General features: G+C 75.0%; 16 protein-coding genes. 3 read left to right on the plus strand and 13 right to left on the minus strand.

The genetic code is table 11. The annotated features are described in order from the left end of the window. Positions 1-108 precede the first annotated feature (108 nt). The gene (locus ACIP5W_RS06935; RefSeq protein ID WP_401467785.1) at positions 109-609 is read left to right on the plus strand and encodes a hypothetical protein; all 501 of its coding nucleotides are present in this window, start codon (positions 109-111) and stop codon (positions 607-609) included. A gap of 31 nt (positions 610-640) precedes the next feature. Here the strand turns inward: ACIP5W_RS06935 and ACIP5W_RS06940 are convergent, their stop codons facing one another. Continuing rightward, the gene (locus ACIP5W_RS06940) at positions 641-1,447 is read right to left on the minus strand and encodes a M23 family metallopeptidase (protein WP_401467788.1); all 807 of its coding nucleotides are present in this window, start codon (positions 1,445-1,447) and stop codon (positions 641-643) included. A gap of 174 nt (positions 1,448-1,621) precedes the next feature. Next, positions 1,622-2,590 carry a glycoside hydrolase family 26 protein gene (locus tag ACIP5W_RS06945; protein WP_401467791.1) on the minus strand — a complete coding sequence of 323 codons (969 nt, stop codon included), beginning with the start codon at positions 2,588-2,590 and terminating at the stop codon, positions 1,622-1,624. Positions 2,591-2,785: 195 nt separating this feature from the next. On the opposite strand from ACIP5W_RS06945, the gene ACIP5W_RS06950 reads away from it, so the two are divergent. Next, entirely contained in the window at positions 2,786-3,052 is a 267-nt protein-coding gene (locus tag ACIP5W_RS06950; RefSeq protein WP_401467794.1) for a hypothetical protein, read from the plus strand. A 291-nt stretch (positions 3,053-3,343) separates the two neighbouring features. Next, positions 3,344-4,654 carry an LCP family protein gene (locus ACIP5W_RS06955; protein ID WP_401468023.1) on the plus strand — a complete coding sequence of 437 codons (1,311 nt, stop codon included), beginning with the start codon at positions 3,344-3,346 and terminating at the stop codon, positions 4,652-4,654. A 281-nt stretch (positions 4,655-4,935) separates the two neighbouring features. Here the strand turns inward: ACIP5W_RS06955 and ACIP5W_RS06960 are convergent, their stop codons facing one another. The 11 genes from ACIP5W_RS06960 to ACIP5W_RS07010 all read right to left on the minus strand — a co-directional run bounded on the left by ACIP5W_RS06960 (position 4,936) and on the right by ACIP5W_RS07010 (position 17,692). Continuing rightward, complete coding sequence (locus ACIP5W_RS06960) at positions 4,936-6,345, minus strand: NADase-type glycan-binding domain-containing protein (RefSeq protein ID WP_401467797.1); 1,410 nt, start codon at positions 6,343-6,345, stop codon at positions 4,936-4,938. Beyond that, positions 6,342-6,899, minus strand: a complete 558-nt coding sequence (locus ACIP5W_RS06965) for a phage tail protein (protein ID WP_401467800.1) — start codon at positions 6,897-6,899, stop codon at positions 6,342-6,344. The genes ACIP5W_RS06960 and ACIP5W_RS06965 overlap by 4 nt, the downstream gene beginning before the upstream one ends. Positions 6,900-6,978: 79 nt before the next feature. Next, the gene (locus ACIP5W_RS06970) at positions 6,979-8,937 is read right to left on the minus strand and encodes a putative baseplate assembly protein (protein WP_401467803.1); all 1,959 of its coding nucleotides are present in this window, start codon (positions 8,935-8,937) and stop codon (positions 6,979-6,981) included. Continuing rightward, on the minus strand, positions 8,937-9,380 hold the full coding sequence (locus ACIP5W_RS06975) for a GPW/gp25 family protein (RefSeq protein ID WP_363087584.1): 444 nt from the start codon (positions 9,378-9,380) through the stop codon (positions 8,937-8,939). The genes ACIP5W_RS06970 and ACIP5W_RS06975 overlap by 1 nt, the downstream gene beginning before the upstream one ends. Before the next feature lie 34 nt (positions 9,381-9,414). Next, positions 9,415-11,319: a VgrG-related protein gene (locus ACIP5W_RS06980; RefSeq protein ID WP_401467807.1), complete on the minus strand. Its 1,905-nt coding sequence runs from the start codon at positions 11,317-11,319 to the stop codon at positions 9,415-9,417. Beyond that, the gene (locus ACIP5W_RS06985; RefSeq protein ID WP_401467810.1) at positions 11,319-12,044 is read right to left on the minus strand and encodes a LysM peptidoglycan-binding domain-containing protein; all 726 of its coding nucleotides are present in this window, start codon (positions 12,042-12,044) and stop codon (positions 11,319-11,321) included. Before ACIP5W_RS06985 ends, ACIP5W_RS06980 begins: the two co-directional genes overlap by 1 nt. Positions 12,045-12,129: 85 nt before the next feature. Further along, positions 12,130-12,555, minus strand: a complete 426-nt coding sequence (locus ACIP5W_RS06990; RefSeq protein ID WP_363087581.1) for a phage tail protein — start codon at positions 12,553-12,555, stop codon at positions 12,130-12,132. A gap of 69 nt (positions 12,556-12,624) precedes the next feature. Then, entirely contained in the window at positions 12,625-13,143 is a 519-nt protein-coding gene (locus ACIP5W_RS06995) for an extensin (protein ID WP_401467813.1), read from the minus strand. A 3,486-nt stretch (positions 13,144-16,629) separates the two neighbouring features. After that, a complete protein-coding gene (locus tag ACIP5W_RS07000; RefSeq protein ID WP_401467816.1) occupies positions 16,630-16,782 on the minus strand; it encodes a DUF6760 family protein in 153 nt (50 codons plus the stop codon). Next, positions 16,779-17,249: a hypothetical protein gene (locus ACIP5W_RS07005; RefSeq protein WP_363087578.1), complete on the minus strand. Its 471-nt coding sequence runs from the start codon at positions 17,247-17,249 to the stop codon at positions 16,779-16,781. The genes ACIP5W_RS07000 and ACIP5W_RS07005 overlap by 4 nt, the downstream gene beginning before the upstream one ends. Then, positions 17,249-17,692: a phage tail protein gene (locus tag ACIP5W_RS07010; protein ID WP_401467820.1), complete on the minus strand. Its 444-nt coding sequence runs from the start codon at positions 17,690-17,692 to the stop codon at positions 17,249-17,251. The genes ACIP5W_RS07005 and ACIP5W_RS07010 overlap by 1 nt, the downstream gene beginning before the upstream one ends. Positions 17,693-17,743 lie beyond the last annotated feature (51 nt).

A 17,743-nucleotide genomic window follows, 5' to 3' on the forward strand; every position in this document is an offset into this window, starting at 1 on the left:
ATGCCGGCTCACCCGCACGGCGCAGTTCCCGTGGTGGTGGCCGTCATCCGGACGGATCGTCGGGGGAGCGCAACACCCGGCAGCTCGGCAGAGAGGTGGAGCACGGCCATGACCGAAGCGTCACAGCCCGGAAATCGCCAGGGTTCTCCCGTCTGGGACCCCTCCCACCAGGGCACCGGTCCCGCCGGTGCGGGCGGCTGGTCCTCGAGGCCGCCCGCCGAGGGCGGCCTGGCCGCCGGCGGAGTCGTCTTCGCGGGTGTGCTGATGCTGGTCAACGGCATCCTCGCCGTCTTCCAGGGCATCGCCGCGATCTCCGAGGACGACGTGTACGGCCGGATCGGCGACTACGTCTACAAGATCAACCTCACCGGCTGGGGCTGGATCCTGCTGATCGTCGGCGTGGTGGCCGCGGTGGCCGGCGGGGGCATCCTCAAGGGCGCGGCCTGGGCCCGCGTCACCGGCATCGTCCTCGCCTCCGTCGGCCTCGTCCTCCAGTTCCTCTTCCTGCCGTACGCCCCGGTCTGGTCGATCGTGCTGATCGCCATCGACGTGTTCGTGATCTGGGCCCTCGCGGTGTACCGGCCGGCGGCGCCGGGGCGGGCGGGCTGAGGACGCCGGCCGGGGCGCCCGTCACCCGCCGTCACCCGCCGACGTCCACCGACTTCCTCCGCAGCCACGGCAGCGGTGACACCGCGGACCCCATGTACGGCGTGATCCGTACCTCGAAGTGCAGGTGCGGGCCGGTGACGTTGCCGGTCGCGCCGGCGAGGCCGAGGCGCTGGCCCGCCGCGACCCGCCCGCCCTTGCGGACGTCGATGCGGGACAGGTGGGCGTACTGCGTGAAGTAGCCGTCCGGGTGGCGGACGACGACCTGGTTGCCGAAGCCGTCGCCGCAGGTCGTCGCGCGGACGGTGCCGGGACCGACGGCGTACACGGGGGTCCCGCCGGGCACGGCGAAGTCCTGGCCGGTGTGGCGGTGGGCCCAGCGGGAGCCGCGGGCGGCGTAACCGGCGGAGAGCCGGAAGCGGCGGGTCGGCGCCGTCCAGTCCCCGTCCCGGCCCTCGGGCGCGCGGCTGCGGTTGCGGGCGCGGGCGGCCGGGCAGCGGCCCGCGCGTCCGGAGGGGTCGACGGCGACGGGGTCGCCCCGGTCGCGGGCCACCGACCACAGCGCGTCCCACAGCCCGGCGCGGATCGCCTTGCGGCGGCGTTCGGCGGCCCGGACCTTCGTGGAGCCGGCGTCCTGCTCGCGCAGCCGGTCGACGCGGACGCGGGCCTTCTCGTGGGCCCTGACGGCCCGGGCGGTCGCCCTGCGGAACGCGTCGCTTCCCGCCCCGGCCGGGACCGCGTGGTTCGCCGCCCCGGCGGGCATCGCTGCGGCCGGGACCGCGTGGTTCGCCGCCCCGGCGGGCACCGCGGTGAGCGCGACCAGCACACCCGCGATCAGCACGGCCGCCAGGGCGGACGGGAGGCCGGACGGGAGGCCGGCCGGGGACCTCCGCGCAGGGGCGAGGCACGTCCGCGGAAGGCGCGCGTGGTGTTCTCGTCGCATCTCGGGATCATCGGACCGGTAGCCGTGACGGGCGGGACGGCACGCCCGGCGTTCAGCCGAACGGACCCGCCGTCAGCGCGTGCCCGAGACACCCGCCCGGTAGACGGCCGACGCCCGCGGATTGTCCCGGCACCGCCACACCCCGTGCGGACAGTAGTCGGTGATGGTCTGGTACAGCGGCCGCTGCCGCGCGAACCAGCCGAGCATGCCCCGCACATAGGCGGCGTTGTCCCCGTTCCGGAACAGCCCCCACTCCGGGTACGACACCGGCTTGCCGTGCTCCGCGGCGAACCGCACGTGCGCCGCCAGCCCGTACGGCTCGGCGACCTGCTCCGCGAAGGACATGCCCGCCGGCTGGTCGTAGGCGTCCATGCCGACGATGTCGACGTGGGCGTCGCCGGGGTAGCAGTCCGTCCACGGGACGGCGTCCCGCCCCCGGCTCGGTGTGAACTCGAACCGGAACCGCTGCCCCGGCACCGACCGCATCGCCGCCACGATCCGCGCCCAGTACGCCTTCCAGGCAACGGGATCCGGCCCGCAGCGGTGGGTGTAGGTGATCCCGTTCATCTCCCAGCCGACGACGAGCACGCTGTCCGGCACCCCGAGTCCGACCAGCCGTCGGCCGAGCGACCGGAAGTGACCGTCGTACGCGCCGCGCGCACCCGTGCGCAGCTCCTCCCGGACGACGGCGTCGGGCAGTTGCTCCTCGGTGCGCTCCAGCATCGGCACGTTCAGCACGAACATCCGGTCCGCGCGGGCCGTCCGCCACCGCGCCCAGTGCTCCAGGTAGCCGGGCGCCCCCTCGATGTTGCTCCACCGGTCCCCGGGCAGGTACGCCCGCCCGACCCGAGGTGTCGCGGCCCCCACCCACCCGTCCAGCCCCGCGACCCGCCGCACCCCGGCGCCGTCGTACCCGACGTACGCCCCGAACGCCCCCGCGGGCAGCGGCGGCCCGCCCCCGAGCGGCACACAGGCGGGCCAGGCGACCAGAGCGACGGCGACGAGAACCGTCCCGACAACGACACGGAGGAGCTGGGACACCGGCCCAGGATGACGACCGCACGCGCACCGGCAGGCGCAACCGGCCCCGCGGCACTCGGACGGATTCGGACCCGGAGAGCAGTTCGGGCGTCACCCCCGGACCGGAACCGCCGCAGCAGGCGCCGGCCCCGGCCCCGGCTGTACGGCTACGGCGACCTGGAGATCCTCGTCTGCCGGTGCGGGCGGGTGCTGCTCGTGACCGTCCGGACGGGAACCGACACCGTCGAACTGCCCACCTGTGACGGCACGTTCCGCGGCACGCCGACCGAGACCGAGGTGATCGCCGCGCTGGACCGGACCCGCTGCCCCTGGGAGGCCGGCTCCGAGCACACCTTCGGCGACCAGCGCGGTCTGCGGGTGCCCACGACCTCCGCCCTGTTCGTGTTCGCCGTGCCCGGGGACGGCCGGCCACGGCTGCACTCGCCGGGCCTGCCGGGCGACGGGCACGCCTGCCCGGCCTGAAGGGAGGAGGCAACCATCGTGCTCCCCGGGGAGTCTGGTGAGACGTCAGGGGTATCGGGGACGTATGTATACCCGCATGTAGGGTTTCGTCGTCCACGAAGATCCAGCACCGGACGATCCGAGCACGGTGTACGGGGTGAAGAACGGCCGAGGCGGAGGCGAGCGCCGGTGAGCGGGACGAGAAGGCGTGGGCACGTCCAGGCGGCGGCGACCGGCCGCGGCGGCAGGACGGGGCGGGGCGGCGACCGGGGCGGACCCGGCAGGACGCGGCTGACCCGGCGCGGACGGTTCGTGGCCTGGGGCGCAGGAGTGACCGCCGTGGTCGTCCTCGGTGTCGGCGGCGTCGGCGCGTGGGTCTACAACGACCTCAACAACAACATCGACTCCGCCGCCGTGGACGACAAACTGGGCGGCGACCGTCCCGAGAACCTCAGTCCGGGCTCGAAGAACATCATGGTCGTCGGCTCCGACAGCCGGGACGGCGCGAACGCGAAGTACGGCAAGGACCTGACCACCATGCAGTCGGACACGCTCATGGTGCTGCACATCCCGGCGAACCGGGAATGGGCCGCGGTGGTGTCCTTCCCGCGCGACTCCTGGGTGGACATACCCTCCTGCGAGATGGGGAACGGCAAGACCTCCACCCCGCACAAGGCGAAGATCAACGAGGCGTTCGCGATCGGCGGCACCAGCGGCGAGGTCGCCGAGGCCGCCGCGTGCAGCATCAAGACCGTCGAGGCCCACACCGGCCTGCGCATCGACCACTTCATGTCGGTCGACTTCTCCGGCTTCAAGGGCATGGTCGACGCGCTCGACGGCATCGAGGTCTGCCCGAAGGAGCCCATCAAGTCCGACAAGGCCAAGCTGGAGATGGACGCCGGCTGCCAGACGGTCGACGGCGAGAAGGCCCTCGGCTACGTCCGGGTCCGCTACGGCGTCGGCGACGGCTCCGACATCGGCCGCATCGGCCGCCAGCAGGAGTTCATGAACGCCCTCGCGGAGAAGGCCCAGTCGAAGCTGACCAGCCCCGACGCCCTGTACGGCTTCCTCCAGTCCGCGACCAAGTCGCTGACCACGGACCCGGACCTGGCCGGCATCAAGCAGATCTACGGGCTGGCCGACGAACTCAAGGGCATCCCCAGCGACCGGCTCGCCTTCCTCACCGTGCCCAACTACCCCCGTGAGGCGGACGTCCCGACGGACAAGGCCAACGTCGTCTGGCAGTACCCGCAGGCGGCCGACCTGTTCACCTCCCTGGCCAGGGACAAGGAGATGACCAAGGCCCGGTTGCAGGCCGCGGCGAAGGACCTCGTGTACGCCTCCCAGGTCAGTGTCCGGGTCCTCAACGGCACCGGGCGGTCCGGGCGCGCCGCGGCCGTCGCCGAGAAGCTCCGCACGATGGGCTTCACCGTGAACGGCACGGGCAACGCCCCCGAGACGGTGACGCGTACGTCCGTCAGCTTCCCGGCCGGGCTGGAGAAGCAGGCCGCGGTGCTCTCCTCACGGCTGCCGAAGGCGCGGTCGGCCGCCGCGGCGGACGCGCAGGCGGGAGTCGTCACGCTGGTCGTCGGACCGGACCTGGACGTCGACGAGATGGGCTGACGGAGCCTCCCGCGGTCCGAGTTGGCGAGGCGCGGGGAACCGTGTAACATTGATCTTGAGCGGGTCGCCACAACAGCGGTGAACCGGTTCTGCGTTGGTGGTCCAAGGAAAGACGCCCCACTTCCTGTGGGGAGATGCAGGTGCAAGGCCTGCCCGGCGCTCCAGTGAAAGAGTCCCACCCCGTGTCGAACGGGGTGGGACTCTTTCTTTTCCGCCGACTTTTCTGTGTTGTGCGGTGGGTTCGGGGGCGGCCGCCCGTCTGGTGGCCGCCCCCGTCGCCGTCAGGACGTGTTCGCGCTGGACCGGCCGAAGAACTCGATCTCCGCGATGGCCACCTGCTTGGCGGCCGAGGCGCCGTAAGCCGACTCGAGGGTGAAGCGGACCTTCGTCACCTCACCGACGCGGAACGACCGCCGCTGGCCGCCCGCGCTCTGGTCGAGGACGAGGTCCCGGGTCGTCGTCTTCCCGTCCTTCGTCGTGATCGTCGCCTTGATCCGGTGCGGCAGGGCCGACTGGGACAGCTGGTCGGCGCGGGCCGAGGTGCCCGGCGTGATGATCAGGTCCAGCAGCCGGGTCGGCTCGGCGAACCGGGCCTCGATCCACTCGCCCTCGCCCGACTGCGAGACCCCCGGCCCCCACCAGGTGTTGTTCACCTTGTCGAAGAGCAGGTCGGGCTTGTGCCCCGGGTAGGAGCGGGACGCCAGGATCTGGTCCGGGGCGACCGGTGCCCGTTTGGCGAAGTGGTCGCGGGTGGCCTGGATCCAGCCGGGCGTGCTCACCCCGACCCAGATCAGCAGGCTGAGGACGGCGGCGGCCACCACCCAGGTCAGGACGCGGTCGAAGGTGCGCCGCAGCCGGGGCCGGTCGCCCGCCCACGGGGTCTCGCGGTTGCGGAAGTCCAGCACCCGGCGCCACCACGGGCGGTGCCGGACCGTACGGTCCTCCCTGGTCATCGGCATCGCGCAGCGCGTGCAGTAGTGCCGGTCGGGACGGTTGGGGGTCGAGCACCAGGGGCAGGGCACCCCGTTCTCGTCCCCCTGCTGCGGACCCGGCGCCCGTACCTGGGGCCGGTCCGCCACCGGCAGTCCCGGCAGCACCGGCACGACCGACGGGGGCGGCGTGGGACGGGCCTCCGGGTCGGCGACGGGGACCAGGAGGGAACGGGCTCGGGCGTTCATCGCGTCGGCGTCGGCGTCGGTGCGGGCGGTGGCGGTGGCGGTGGCGGTGGCGCCGGGGGCGGTGGCCGCGGGGGTCGGCACCGTGGCGGCGGTGGCGGTCGGCACGGGCTCGGTGGCCGCCGTGTCGTCGGGCGCAGACGCAGACGCAGACGCAGACGCGGACGCAGGCGCAGGCGCAGGCGCAGGCGGGAGGGCGTTCTCCGCCGTGTCCTCGCTGTCGGAACCGGCCGCCGGGGAGGAGGAGGCCGGGGCCGCGGAGCCGGGAGCCGGTGCGGCAGTCGCCGCTGCCGCACCGGCACCGGCCGCCTCCGAAGCCGCAGCGCCGGTCGTGGCGGTGGAGCCGGCCGTGGCGGTGGAGCCGGTGGCCCGCGGCCCGCTCCGCGCCGTGCCCGCGGGTGCCGCCGCGCGGGCGGGGGTGCGGTCCGTCCAGCTCAGGACGGCACCGCAGGCGTCGCAGAAGGACTGGCCCGGCTCCGCCCGGGTGCCGCATTCGGCGCAGTTCAGGGTGGTCATCTCTCCGGGGTCCTTTCGGCGACGGTCACCTTGACCGTGTACGGCATGTGGGCGGGGCGGGCGGCCGCCACGAGGGCGTCGAGGCGGTGTTCGTCCGCCGGGCCCGGGTCGGGCAGGCGGAGCGTGACGTGCAGGTGGGGGCGGGGTTCGCCGGGGACCGGGCCGAGCGGGCGGGCGCTCCAGGCGGCGCCGCCGCTCTCGGAGATCTCCGGCTCCACGCCGAAGACCAGCCGGACCGTCTCCGCGAGGCCGCGCCGGGTGCCGCGCACCCGGTGCAGGTAGGCGGCCGCCGCGACCGCCGCGCGGAGACGGTCCTCGGGTTCCGTGCCGTCGGTCTCGGCGCCGACCCAGCCGGCCAGCCAGCGGGTGAAGTCGACGGGGGCGAGGGCCGGGTCGAAGTAGGCGGGCAGGCAGTCGAGGACGTTGAGGATCGGGGCGATCACCTCGTCGAGTCCGGCGACGAACCGCTGGGCGAGGTCGTCGTCGGCGAACACGGCGGGCAGCATGACGCCGATCGGCGCGGACGAGCCGAGCCCGTCGACCGAACCCCTCATCCGGACACCCCTTCCGGGCGTGCGGCGGCCGGGCGTGCGATGGCCGGGCGTGCGATGGCCGGACGTGCGGCGGCCGGGCTCATGAGCCGTCCCCGATCACCCGGACGCGGTGGTCGTAGGAGAAGACCAGGGCGGGCGCGGACAGGTCGATGCGGTCGGTGGCCTCGCCGCGTTTGCCGGTGAGCGGGTCGGCGGGGTGCAGGGTGACCTGGTCGACGAGTTCGACGCCGGGGACGCGTTGCAGGACGGCGAAGACCTCACCGGACTGGACGGGCCGCCCGAAGGGCCAGCCGCGGCCGTCGGCGCCGCCGGTCAGCGGGTCGAGGTGCCGGTAGAGGGCGTCGTGGGCCCGGCGGCGCACCCGGTCGGTGTCGACGCCGCGGAAGGCGTGCACCGTGGCGACGACGGTGACGCCCTGGTAGTACGGCGGCCCGACGGCCAGCCGGGTGCCGATCAGGCGCCGTTCGTCGAGGTGCCGGGTGATGCGGTCCAGCAGGGCGTCGCCGGGGACGAGCTGCTCGAAACGGAGCCGTCCGCCCGGGTCGGGCACGGCCTGCGGGACGACCAGCACCCGCACGGCGTAGGCGCCGTGCTCGTCGGGTTCGCCCTCGAGGCAGGTGATGCGGGCGGTCTCGGGGGCGGCGCGGCGGGCGAGTTCCTCGTAGTCGCGCAGGGTCACGGCACGCTCCTGGGCGCGCAGCGTGATGGGGGCGCGCACCTTCGCCTCGTCGACCGTCTCGCCGTCGACACCACCGCGCGCTGCCTCCCGGTTGACGACCTCGGAGACGTACGGCACGGAGGTGCGCAGCACCCGTACGGCGCCGCGGGCCACGTTGCCCGCCCGGCCGCCGCCGGTGCGGTAGCGGCGGGCGCGGACGACCGAGCCCTTGGGGGCGACGGCCCCGTACTGGCGGAGCGTGCCGTCGGGTTCGCGCACGGACGGGCCGAAGGCGATCTCACCGGTCGCCGCGTCGAGGGTGACGTGGCGGTCGTCGGGGCCGGACGCGGCGAAGTGCGGGACGACCTGCCAGTCGGTCCAGCCCTCGTGCTCGGCGGTCTGGAGCAGCAGCGGCGGGTCGTCGCCGACGACCGGCGCGTGGGCCAGGCGCAGCCGCTGGCCGGGCAGGCCGGCCGACTCGCCGAGCGCCTCGTCGTACACCGTCTCGGCGTGGACCATGGGGGCGGTGCCGCCGACCGTGAAGGCCTCGGCGGAGCGCACGGTGGGCGAGGTGGTGTAGAAGGGCTGGCCGGGCAGCGGCTCGGTGACGCGGCAGCGCAGCCAGCCGGCCTCCTGGCCGCCCGAGCGGGACAGGACGTGGCCGGCGGGGACGTGCAGGACGACCTCGCCGGGCCGGTTGAGGCCGCCGGTGCCGTCGCGGTCGACCTCGCAGGGCTGCCAGCCGTCCTCCGTCCACGCCTCCCACACCAGCGGGGGCTGGCGCGGGTCGACGCCGACGCCGTCCACGCGGCTGTCGAGTTCGAGGGCGACCGCGCAGTGCGGGACGGCCGCGCTGAGGCCGAGCAGCATGCAGTCGCCAGGCTGCGGGGCCTCCGAGAAGCACAGCAGGTCCTTGCCCTCGACGAGGTCGGTGGTCCGGTCGGCGACCGGCGCACCCTGGTGCTGGACCACGAGGTGCCGCAACTCGCAGGGGATGACGGACAGTTCGCGTTCGGTCGCGAAGACCACCGCCTCCTCGCTCTCCGTGCGCACGGTCGCCACCTCGGTGCCCACCGGCAGCAGCACGGTCTCCTCCTGCGGCGCCGACAGCCAGAAGGTGACGTCGGCGCGGGCCGCGGACGGCGGGAACAGGTGGATGCCGACCAGGTCCAGGAAGGCGAGGTGGTTCTTCTCCGGGACCCGGTTGAGGCGGTAGACGATCTGGTCGGCCATGTGCGCGACCGTCTCGACGAGGGTGACGCCGGGGTCGGAGACGTTGTGGTCGGTCCACTCCGGGGCGCGCTGCTGGATGTAGCGCTTGGCGTCGTCGACGAACTGCTGGAAGCGGCGGTCGTCCAGGTTGGGGGAGGGCAGGGCCATCAGCGGTCGCTTTCGGGAGCCGTACCCGAGGAGGCCGGGGCGTCCGGCTCGTCGTGGGACGGAATGACGTAGAAGGGGAAGACGAGGCTGCGCGGGTTGTTGGTGCCGCGGATCGCGTAGCGGACGTCGATGAACAGCACGCCCTGCTCGGCGCCCGCGGTGACCTCGACGTCGGTGACCTCGATGCGCGGCTCCCAGCGGTCGAGGCTGGCGTACACCTCGTGCTGGATGCGGCCCGCGGTCGCCTCGTTGACCGGGGCGAACACGAGGTCGTGGATGGCGCAGCCGAACTCCGGCCGCATCGGGCGCTCGCCCGGCGCGGTCGCCAGGACCAGCCGGATCGCCTCCTCGATCTCGCGCTCGCCGCTGACCAGGGCGATGCCGCCGGTGGGCCCGATGCGCAGCGGGAAAGCCCAGCCGGACCCGACGAATTGTTCGGCCATCAGAGGGCCACCTGCCTTCTCCTTCTCCCGGCCGTCACGGCAGCGGGTACGGCTTGCTGTTGACCATGACGACGCCCTGGAGCATGAGGGTGGCGGCGCGGATGCCGACGTTGGCGGTGGAGTTGACCTGGACGGCTGCGCCCGCGCTCAAGGTGGCGGCGCCGCCCGCCTTGAGGTTCAGCAGGCCCGCCGCGTCCACCGACACCATGCCCGTCATGGACCTGATGTTGACCAGGCTGCCCCGGAGGGTGAGGGAGCCGCCGCTCCTGATGGCGATGTTGCGGCCCGCGGTGAGGGTGAGGTCGGTGCCCGCCTCGACGGACACCGAGCGGCTGCCCTGGATGCTGACGGTGCCCTTGCTGTCCACGGTGATCTCGGTCCGTGCCCGGTCCAGGTTGATGACGAGTCTGTCGTCGCCGCTGGCCACCCGCACGCCCTGCTTGCCGCCGACCCGCTGGCTGAGCAGGTCCACGCGGTTGCCCTCGCGGTCGGACAGGGTGTGCCGGGAGGCGCGCTGGCGGGCGCCGTCGTGCAGGGGGACGTCCTTGACGGGCGTCGGCTTGTCCTTGCCGTTGTAGAGGCCGCCGATGACGTACGGGTGGTCGAGGGCGCCCCGGTCGAAGGCGACCAGCACCTCGTCGCCGACGTCGAGGGGGAAGATCGAGCCGCCGCGCTTGCCGCCCCACTGCACCACGCGCGTCCAGTCGCTGACGTAGGCGTCGTCGAGCCAGGGGAACTGGAGCTTCACGCGCCCCTGGAGGAGCGGGTCCCGGACGTCCGTGACGAGGGCGTTCGCGGTGCCGGGCAGGCGCAGGCCGTTGCCCTGCGGGGCACCGCCGCCGGACGCGAGCCCGTACAGGGACCGCCACTGCCGGCCGCTGACGGTGACCCACGCCTCGTAGTGCCGGCCGTCGCCGAAGACGTGCCGTACGGACGTGGCCGTGTACTTGCCCTCGAAGGGGGCACCGACGTCGGCGAGGGTGACGGGCAGGCCGGGGCGCAGCTTCGGCGTGCCGCGCGCGACGACCTCGAGTTCGGCGAACGAACCGGTCACCTCGTCGGCGAGGGCCTCCGCGGCGAACTTCACCTCGGACTGCCGGTCGTACGGCGCCTGCGCGTCGACCAGTTTCGCCGGCTTGAACCTGGCGGCCGCCTCGCCGGGGGTCGTACCGATGCTGATGCCCGGGTTGCCGGTGGCCGGTGCGGTCGCGGTGAGCTTCTTCTTCGTCGTGACGTCCCAGCCGCGCGCCTCGACCGTGGCGACCTGCTCGGCGGAGGTCACCGCGGCCCGCAGCCGCAGGATGTCCGTGCCGGCCTCCAGGACGAACGGGCTCTTCTCGCCGGGGGTGGAGGTCGGCGGCGCCCCGGAGGCGGGGTCCGGGCGCACGAACTGGAACTTCCCCTTCGCGTCGACCGACATGACCATCTCGTTCTCGTCGGCGAGCCGGGCGAGGAAGTCCCAGTCGGTGGTGTTGGCCTGGCTGATGAACTCGTAGACCGTCTTGGTGGACTCGATGCGCCCGACCGGCACGCCGTCCTGCGCGGCCAGCTTGCGGGCGATGTCCGAGGCGCTCTGGTTGCGGTAGGCGGCGATGCGGCGCTGCCGCATCAGCCGGTGACCGTGGTCGTAGCCGCGCACGACGGTGAAGGAGCCGGTGCCGTCGTAGTCGGCCTCCAGCCCGCACACCTCCCCCGTGAACAGCGGGTTCGCGGCGCCCTGGCCGTCGGCGACGGGCGCCAGGACGACCGGCGTGCCGAACTTCACGCCCAGTTTGCCCAGCACCTGGTGGTACGGGTCGCGGAAGGTGAGCCGGAACGCCGCCGGCACGCCGAGGCCCTGGTCCACCCAGCCCTCGACGAGGAGCGGCGCGAAGTCCGAGGGCAGCGGACGGCCGCCGAGGGTGACCTGGATGACGCTCGAGTACGCCGACTGCACCATCAGGAACGCACCTCCTCGGCGGCGGGCAGCACCAGTTGGGTGCCGGTGGCGAGACGGTTCGGGTCGTCGATGCCGTTCGCCTCGGCGATGGCCCGCCAGGCCGCCGTGTCGCCGTACTCCCGCCAGGCCAGCGACTGGAGGGAGTCCCCCGCGACGACCCGGTGCACGCGCTGCGCGGTCAGGGCGCCCGAGGTCGGGTTCTGGCCCTTCGTCTTGCTGGGGATCTCGTGCAGCCGCACCTGGCAGGTGGCCCGGATGGGCACGCCCGTCGTCCCGAACAGCGAGTAGCTCACCTCGACGCTGCTGACGTACGCCGTGAAGCGGGCCGTCGAGAACGAACCCCACTGGAACACCACCCACGGCGGCGACGGCTGCTTGGCGGCGATGCTCTTGGTGGTCACCTCGCAGCACTCCAGGAGCGACTCGACCTTCTTCAGGACCGTGTTGCTGCCCGGCCTGTCGGACGAGTCCAGGAAGATCTCGACCGTCATCTCGCGCGGTTCCGGACCCATGAACTCCGGTACGGAGCCGTCGCGGACGGCCGCCGTCGGCGTCACCTTCCACTGGGCGCGGCGGCCCAGCTGGAGCTGCGACGGGTTGAAGTCGAACCCGAACGACCTGATGAGCCCGCCCGGTGTGGTGCTCGAGCCGACGGGCGGCTCGTGGATGGCGAGCGTGGCCCGCACGAGGCTCTTGCCCGCGCCGCCCTTGCTTCCCTTGGCCATGATGTTGCTCCCCTCTGTCCCCTCTGTCGCCTCGTTCGGCTCTGTCGTCGCTGTCGTCGCTGTCGTCGCTGTCGTCTCTGCCGGCTCAGTCGGTGAAGCCGTGGTGGGTGATCTCCAGGACCTCCGTCGCGACGCCCGGGTTCGCCGGGTCCAGCGACGGGCCCTGCCAGCTGACCGGCAGTACGTCGATCAGGCCCCACCGGGCGACCTCGGAACCGTCCGCGCGCAGCGCCGCGATCTGGGCCGTCGGCCGGGTCACGCCGGTGGTGACCGACGAGATCCACTTGGCGACCTTGGTGGTGTCCGGGGTGAGGGGCCGGGTCAGCCGGATCGTGGAGAAGGTGACGCGGGACGGGAGCTGCCAGACGAACCCGTTGTTGCCGCCCTCCTGCCGGTGCTCGATCTCCACCTTGGAGGACAGGCCCTCGCATCCGTTGAAGTAACCGAGGCTCTCCCCGTCGATGGTCAGGGTGAAGAAGATGGTGGAGCCCGGGTCGAGATCGCGGGACATCGAGGGGCCTTTCTGGTTCAGCAGGAAAGAGAAACAAAGGGGAGCGGGACGGGCGGGGCGCGGGGGCGGTCAGTGGCGGGGGTCGCGGAGGCGGCCGACGCGTTCGCGGTCCATGCGGAGTTCGGTGCGCAGGAGGCGGGTGATGCGGCCCGTCAGGCGGTGGGTGAGTTCGTCCAGCTGGAAGTCGGTGAGCGCGCGGGGGTCGAAACCGCCCCGGGGAACCTCCGAGTAGGCGGGCGGCGGGGAGCCCTGGTCGTGCGGGGACGGACCGTCCGAGTACGGCGGCGGACCGTCGGAGTACGGGGGCGGACCGTCGGAGTGCGTGGTGGGGAGCGGCGCGTGGGCGGTCGGGGTGCGCTGGATCACCGGGGCGGGCGGCGTCGCGCGGGCCACCGGGGCGGGCGGGAGGTGGGGCGGCGGGGCCTGGGTGGCGGGCGGGACGGCCGCCGCGGGGCGCTCCGCCGGGGACGCCGTCCGGCGGGGCTGGACGACGGGACGGGGGCCGGCACCGGGCGCGGTACGGCGCAGCGGCACGGCGACGGGAGCCGGGCCGAAGGCGTGCGGGCCGGCGGGGGGTGTGGTCTTCATGGGCCTTGTCCGGGCGGGGACGGTCGTGGATCCGCTCGCGTGTGGTGTCGTGCGCTGCACGGCGGGCCGGACGAGCGGGACGGCGGGTCGGGCGGGTGCCGGGGTGGGTGCGGGGCGGGCCGTGGCGGCCGCACCGGTTGCAGGCGGGGCCGGTGGGACCGGTGCCGGGGCGGGCGGGACCGGTGCCGGGGCGGGCCCTGGGGATTCGGGGGATGCGGGGCGTGCGGTGGCGGCGCCGGGCAGGGACATGCCGGGGAGCGGGGTGGGCGGCGTCGCCGGACGGCCGGCGGAGCCGCGTGACGCGGTGGCGCGCTGCACGACGGGCGGGGTTCCGGGCGCGTCGAGGGGGACCGCGTCCGAGGGCCGGCCGGCGAGCGGGGCGCCGAGGGCGGGACGCGGGCGGCCGACGGGGGCGGGAGCGGCCGCCCGCGGAGCGCGCTGCACGGAGGGCCGCGGGGGTTCCGGGCGGGAAGCCGCCGCCGGTACGGCGGATCCGGCGGGCGGTGCGAACGCGGTGACGGCGGGCGGCGCCGGCGGTCGCACGGGGGTCGGCACCGGCGGTGGCACGGGGGTCGGGGCCGGCTCGGCGCCACCCGAGTTCCCCCGCGCGGGGGCACCCAGGCCGACACGGCGAGTGCTCCGCTGGACAGGGGGTGCCGCCGGACCGGTCGCTCCGGTGCGGGGCGCGGGGGTGACCGGCGGCCGGGCGGCGGAGGGCGTCACCGGAGGCGGCGTCGGCCGGCCGGACGCGGCCGACCGCCGGACGTCCGGGGTGGCGTCGAGGGGCCCGCTCGGGGTGGGCGACGAGGAGGCCGCCGGTACGGTGCGGCTGTCCGTGCCCGCCCGCCGGGTACCGGTCGGCCCGGTCGGCTGCCCGGCCGCAACCGCCTCGTGGGGCACGGGAGACGGGACACCGGGGACGGCAGGAGTGCGGCCGGGTGCTGGTGCGCCACCGCCGGGCACGGCCGAGCGCTGCACGGGGGAGGGGCCCGCTGCGGCGGGCGGTGCCGGGCTGCCCGCCGACGCCGGTACGTCGGCCGGGGCCGGCGGCACCCCGACCGGCACGCCGGTCGACGTCCGGGCGGCGGCCTGCGTGCCGGAGGGGCTGACCGCCGGGACGGGCGGGGCGGACGGCACCGGGGCGCCGAGGGCCGAGCGCTGCACGGCCGTTCCGCTGCTCGCCCTGCCGCCCGCGGCGCGGGCACCTGACACGGGCCTGGCGACGGGGGCGGGCGCGGCGGCGGAGGCGGGGCTGACGGCGGGGGTGGGGGCGGCAGCGCGGCCGGTGTCGGGGGCCGGTTCGGCGGCGGGCGTGGTCCGGCCGCCGGGCGTGCCGGTCGGGCCCGGTGAGGAGGATGAGGGTGCGGCCGCCTTCGTTGCTTCACCGGGGGCGGGTCGGGGCGGTGTCGCGACGGGCCGGCCGGTGGTGCGTCGGGCGACGACGGGGCCCGGCGTGCTGCTCGGGGTTCCGGCATCCGACGTGGGTCCGGTGCCGGACGCGGGCGCGGGACCGGCACCGGAGGCCTGCCCGGCGGCGGGCGTGGGCCGGCCGCGGGTCGCATCGGTTCGGGTCGGAGAGGAGGGTGGGGGCGCGGCGGCCCGTGCGGCGTCGCCGGGCGCGGTCCGGCCGTCGGACGGGGTGGGCCGGCCGGTGGTGCGTCGGGCGACGACGGGGTTCGGCGTGCTGCTCGGGGTCCGCGTACTCGACGTCGGCCCGGTGTCGGAGGTCGGCCCCGTGCCGGGTGCGGGTGCCGGTGCGGGCGTGGCACTCGGCGTGGGCCCGCTGCCGGATGCCGGTCCGCTGCCGGGCGCGGTCCGGCCGTCGGACGGGGTGGGCCGGCCGGTGGTGCGTCGGGCGACGACGGGGCCCGGCGTGCCGTTCGGGGTCCCGGTACTCGACGTCGGCCCGGCGGCGGGCGTGGGCCGGCCGGTGGACGGGGCGGACCGGCCGGTGGTGCGTTGGACTACGACGGGGCCCGGCGTGCCGTTCGGGGTCCGCGTACTCGACGTCGGCCCGGTACCGGGTGAGGGCGTGCCACTCGACGCGGGCCCGGTGCCGGAGGCCGGCCCGGCGGCGGGTGTGGGTCGGCTGCCGGACGGGCCGGGTCGGTCTGTCGCCCGTCGGGCGACGACGGGGCTCGGTGCGCTGCTCGGGGTCCCGGTACTCGACGTCGGCCCGGTGCCGGACGCGGGCCCGGTGCCGGAGGTCGGTTCGGCGGCGGAGGTCGGGCCGGCGGCGGGCGCGGTCCGGCCGGTGGACGGGGTGGGCCGGCCGGTGGTGCGTCGGGCGACGACGGGGCTCGGTGCGTTGCCCGACGTACCGGCACCGGTCGGAGCCGGACCCGCGTCGGGGCGTGCCGAGGGGCCCGGACCGCCAGGCGGGCCGGGAGGCGGCACGGCAGCCGAGCCGGGCGCGGGGCTCTGCCGGGTGACCGGCGCGGACGCGGCGTCGGACCGCGGGCTCACGGCCGGACCCGCGCCGGCCGCAGGCCCCCCGTCCACCGCGTGTCCGGCACCGACCGCCGGCCTCGGGCCGCCGACCGGCCCCGGGCCCACGGCGGGCCCCGGGCCGACCGCCCGGCCTCCCGAAGTCGCCGGCCCCGAACCACTTTGGCCCCGCGCCTGCCCGCCTCCCGCCCGCTGCACGAACGGCGTCGCCGGCGCACCGGCCGGTGCCCCCGCCGGAGTCGACGACGGGACCGGGCCTGGCAGGGGGGTCACCGCACCCGGTGGGACGGGCTCCTTGCCCGGCGCCGCGGGTGCGCCCCCGGTCCCCGTGTCCTCGCCGCTACCGCTACCGGCGGCGGTCGGCCTCGGGGCCGACGTGACCCGTGCGGGCAGCGTGCGTCGCTGGACCGGAGCGGCGGCCGACCTCGTCAGGGGTGCCTGCGCCGCGGCGGGGCGGGCGGGGGCCGGCTGCACCCGGATGCCCCGCGCCGGGGCGGCGGGCGCGGCGGGCGCGACAGGAGCGGACGGCACCGGCAGGACGGCGGCGGGCTGCGCCGACGCCACCACCGGCGCCGGCACCTGGGCGGGCACCTGGGTTGGCACCTGCGCCCCGCCCCCCGCGGGTCCCGTGACGGGCCCCGTGGCAGGTCCCGCCACCGGCACCACCGGCGCGGGGCGTTCGGCCGGCGCCGGTGCCGCCGGCTGCCGGGGCGGAACCGACGTCAGGTGGTCCAGCAGGCCGCCCGACCGGCCGTCCAGGACCGCCGGTGAGGGCGCACCGGTGAAGGAGGGGTTCTGCCAGGTGGCCAGGCGGCCGCCGAAGCCCGTGTCGGCGACGCCGGCCGCGTCCCTGCCCCCCACCGTCCGCTGCACGGGCGGCAAGGAGGACCAGGCGGCCGTGCGCGGACGTACCGGCGCGGAGCCCGCGCCGGCCGCCGGCGACGTACCGGTGCCCGATACGTCCGGTGCCGGTGCCGGTACCGGCACCGGTTCGCCACCGGACGCAGGGCGGCGGAAGCGGTCCAGGAAGCCCATCGCTCAGCCCTCCGCGCGCGTCACGAGGGACGCGATGCTGTCCGTGTAGCGGCGGCGGTCGTGGTGTTCCAGGTCCAGGATCTCGTCGTGGCTCCAGTGGAAGTGGAAGGCGACGTACGCGATCTCCTCGTGCAGCCGGTCGGTCGCGTACGTCACGATTCCCCCAGGCGGCTCCCGCCGAGTTCGACCTCGAAGGGCTCCGCGCAGTGCGGGCACTCGACGGTCGCGCGGGTGTGGCCCTCCGCGTTCACCTGGCGGTAGAAGTCCTGGAGGAACGCCAGGTCGGAGGCGAACATGTTCTCGACGATCCCGTCGTGGACGAGCGGGAGCGTGCCGAGGCGGGTGATGACCCGGCCCAGCAGGACCACCGACAGGTACGCCGGGTTCTCCTGGACGCGGATGTCGCGCAGCGGGACGAGTTCGTCCCGTGCCGTCGCCAGCCGCATCACGCCGTCGCGGTGGACGGTGCCCGCCTCGTCGACGTAGCCCCGCGGCAGTTCGAAGGGGAACTCCGTGCGCAGGCGCTGCGCGACGGGCGCGGGCGCCGGCGCCGCGGGCGGGAGCGGAGTGTTCTCCTGCTCCCCGCCCGCGGGCGCCGCCGCCCGCACAGCGGAACGTCGCATTACTCGATGACCAGTTCTTCGAACGTGATGGTCACCGTCTCGGTCAGCGCGGACGCCTCGCCGGCCTTCACCGTGCTGGTGTCGATCTTGCTGCACCAGGCGTTGCGCATGTTGTACCGCTTGACCGGGTTGTTCTGGTAGTCCATCACCATGATCGTGGCGTTCTTGCGGGCGGAGCCCATCACGCCGTTGATCGACTCGCTGATCCACGTGTTGAACGCCACGGACTGCGTCATACCGCGTACGACCGTGCAGGTCCCGGCCTTCTTCACGCCCGGCAGCTTCTTGGTGATCGGCTTGCCCTGCGCGGAGACCTGCTGGTACTCGATGACGTCCTGTTCCAGGCTGAGGCCGCTGACCTCGGCGAGGTACTCGACCATCACGCCGTCGATCTGGAGGCCGAAATTGTGCGAAGTGAGAGCATCACCCGGCTGGAGACTCATCTGGCTTTCCTTCTAGGGGAGTTGACTGCGGTCGGGGGTGGCGGCAGGAGC

Origin of the sequence: Streptomyces sp. NPDC088766 (assembly GCF_044750845.1) — a bacterium.
Taxonomy (GTDB): domain Bacteria; phylum Actinomycetota; class Actinomycetes; order Streptomycetales; family Streptomycetaceae; genus Streptomyces.

Excerpts from the sequence above, each read along its gene's own strand:
- ACIP5W_RS06985 (WP_401467810.1), bottom strand. The coding sequence starts at position 12,044 with ATGGCCAAGGGAAGCAAGGGCGGCGCGGGCAAGAGCCTCGTGCGGGCC.
- ACIP5W_RS06990 (WP_363087581.1), bottom strand. The coding sequence starts at position 12,555 with ATGTCCCGCGATCTCGACCCGGGCTCCACCATCTTCTTCACCCTGACC.
- ACIP5W_RS07005 (WP_363087578.1), bottom strand. The coding sequence starts at position 17,249 with ATGCGACGTTCCGCTGTGCGGGCGGCGGCGCCCGCGGGCGGGGAGCAG.
- ACIP5W_RS06965 (WP_401467800.1), bottom strand. The coding sequence starts at position 6,899 with ATGAGGGGTTCGGTCGACGGGCTCGGCTCGTCCGCGCCGATCGGCGTC.
- ACIP5W_RS06935 (WP_401467785.1), top strand. The coding sequence starts at position 109 with ATGACCGAAGCGTCACAGCCCGGAAATCGCCAGGGTTCTCCCGTCTGG.
- ACIP5W_RS07010 (WP_401467820.1), bottom strand. The coding sequence starts at position 17,692 with ATGAGTCTCCAGCCGGGTGATGCTCTCACTTCGCACAATTTCGGCCTC.
- ACIP5W_RS06960 (WP_401467797.1), bottom strand. The coding sequence starts at position 6,345 with ATGACCACCCTGAACTGCGCCGAATGCGGCACCCGGGCGGAGCCGGGC.
- ACIP5W_RS06980 (WP_401467807.1), bottom strand. The coding sequence starts at position 11,319 with ATGGTGCAGTCGGCGTACTCGAGCGTCATCCAGGTCACCCTCGGCGGC.
- ACIP5W_RS06970 (WP_401467803.1), bottom strand. The coding sequence starts at position 8,937 with ATGGCCCTGCCCTCCCCCAACCTGGACGACCGCCGCTTCCAGCAGTTC.
- ACIP5W_RS06975 (WP_363087584.1), bottom strand. The coding sequence starts at position 9,380 with ATGGCCGAACAATTCGTCGGGTCCGGCTGGGCTTTCCCGCTGCGCATC.
- ACIP5W_RS06995 (WP_401467813.1), bottom strand. The coding sequence starts at position 13,143 with ATGAAGACCACACCCCCCGCCGGCCCGCACGCCTTCGGCCCGGCTCCC.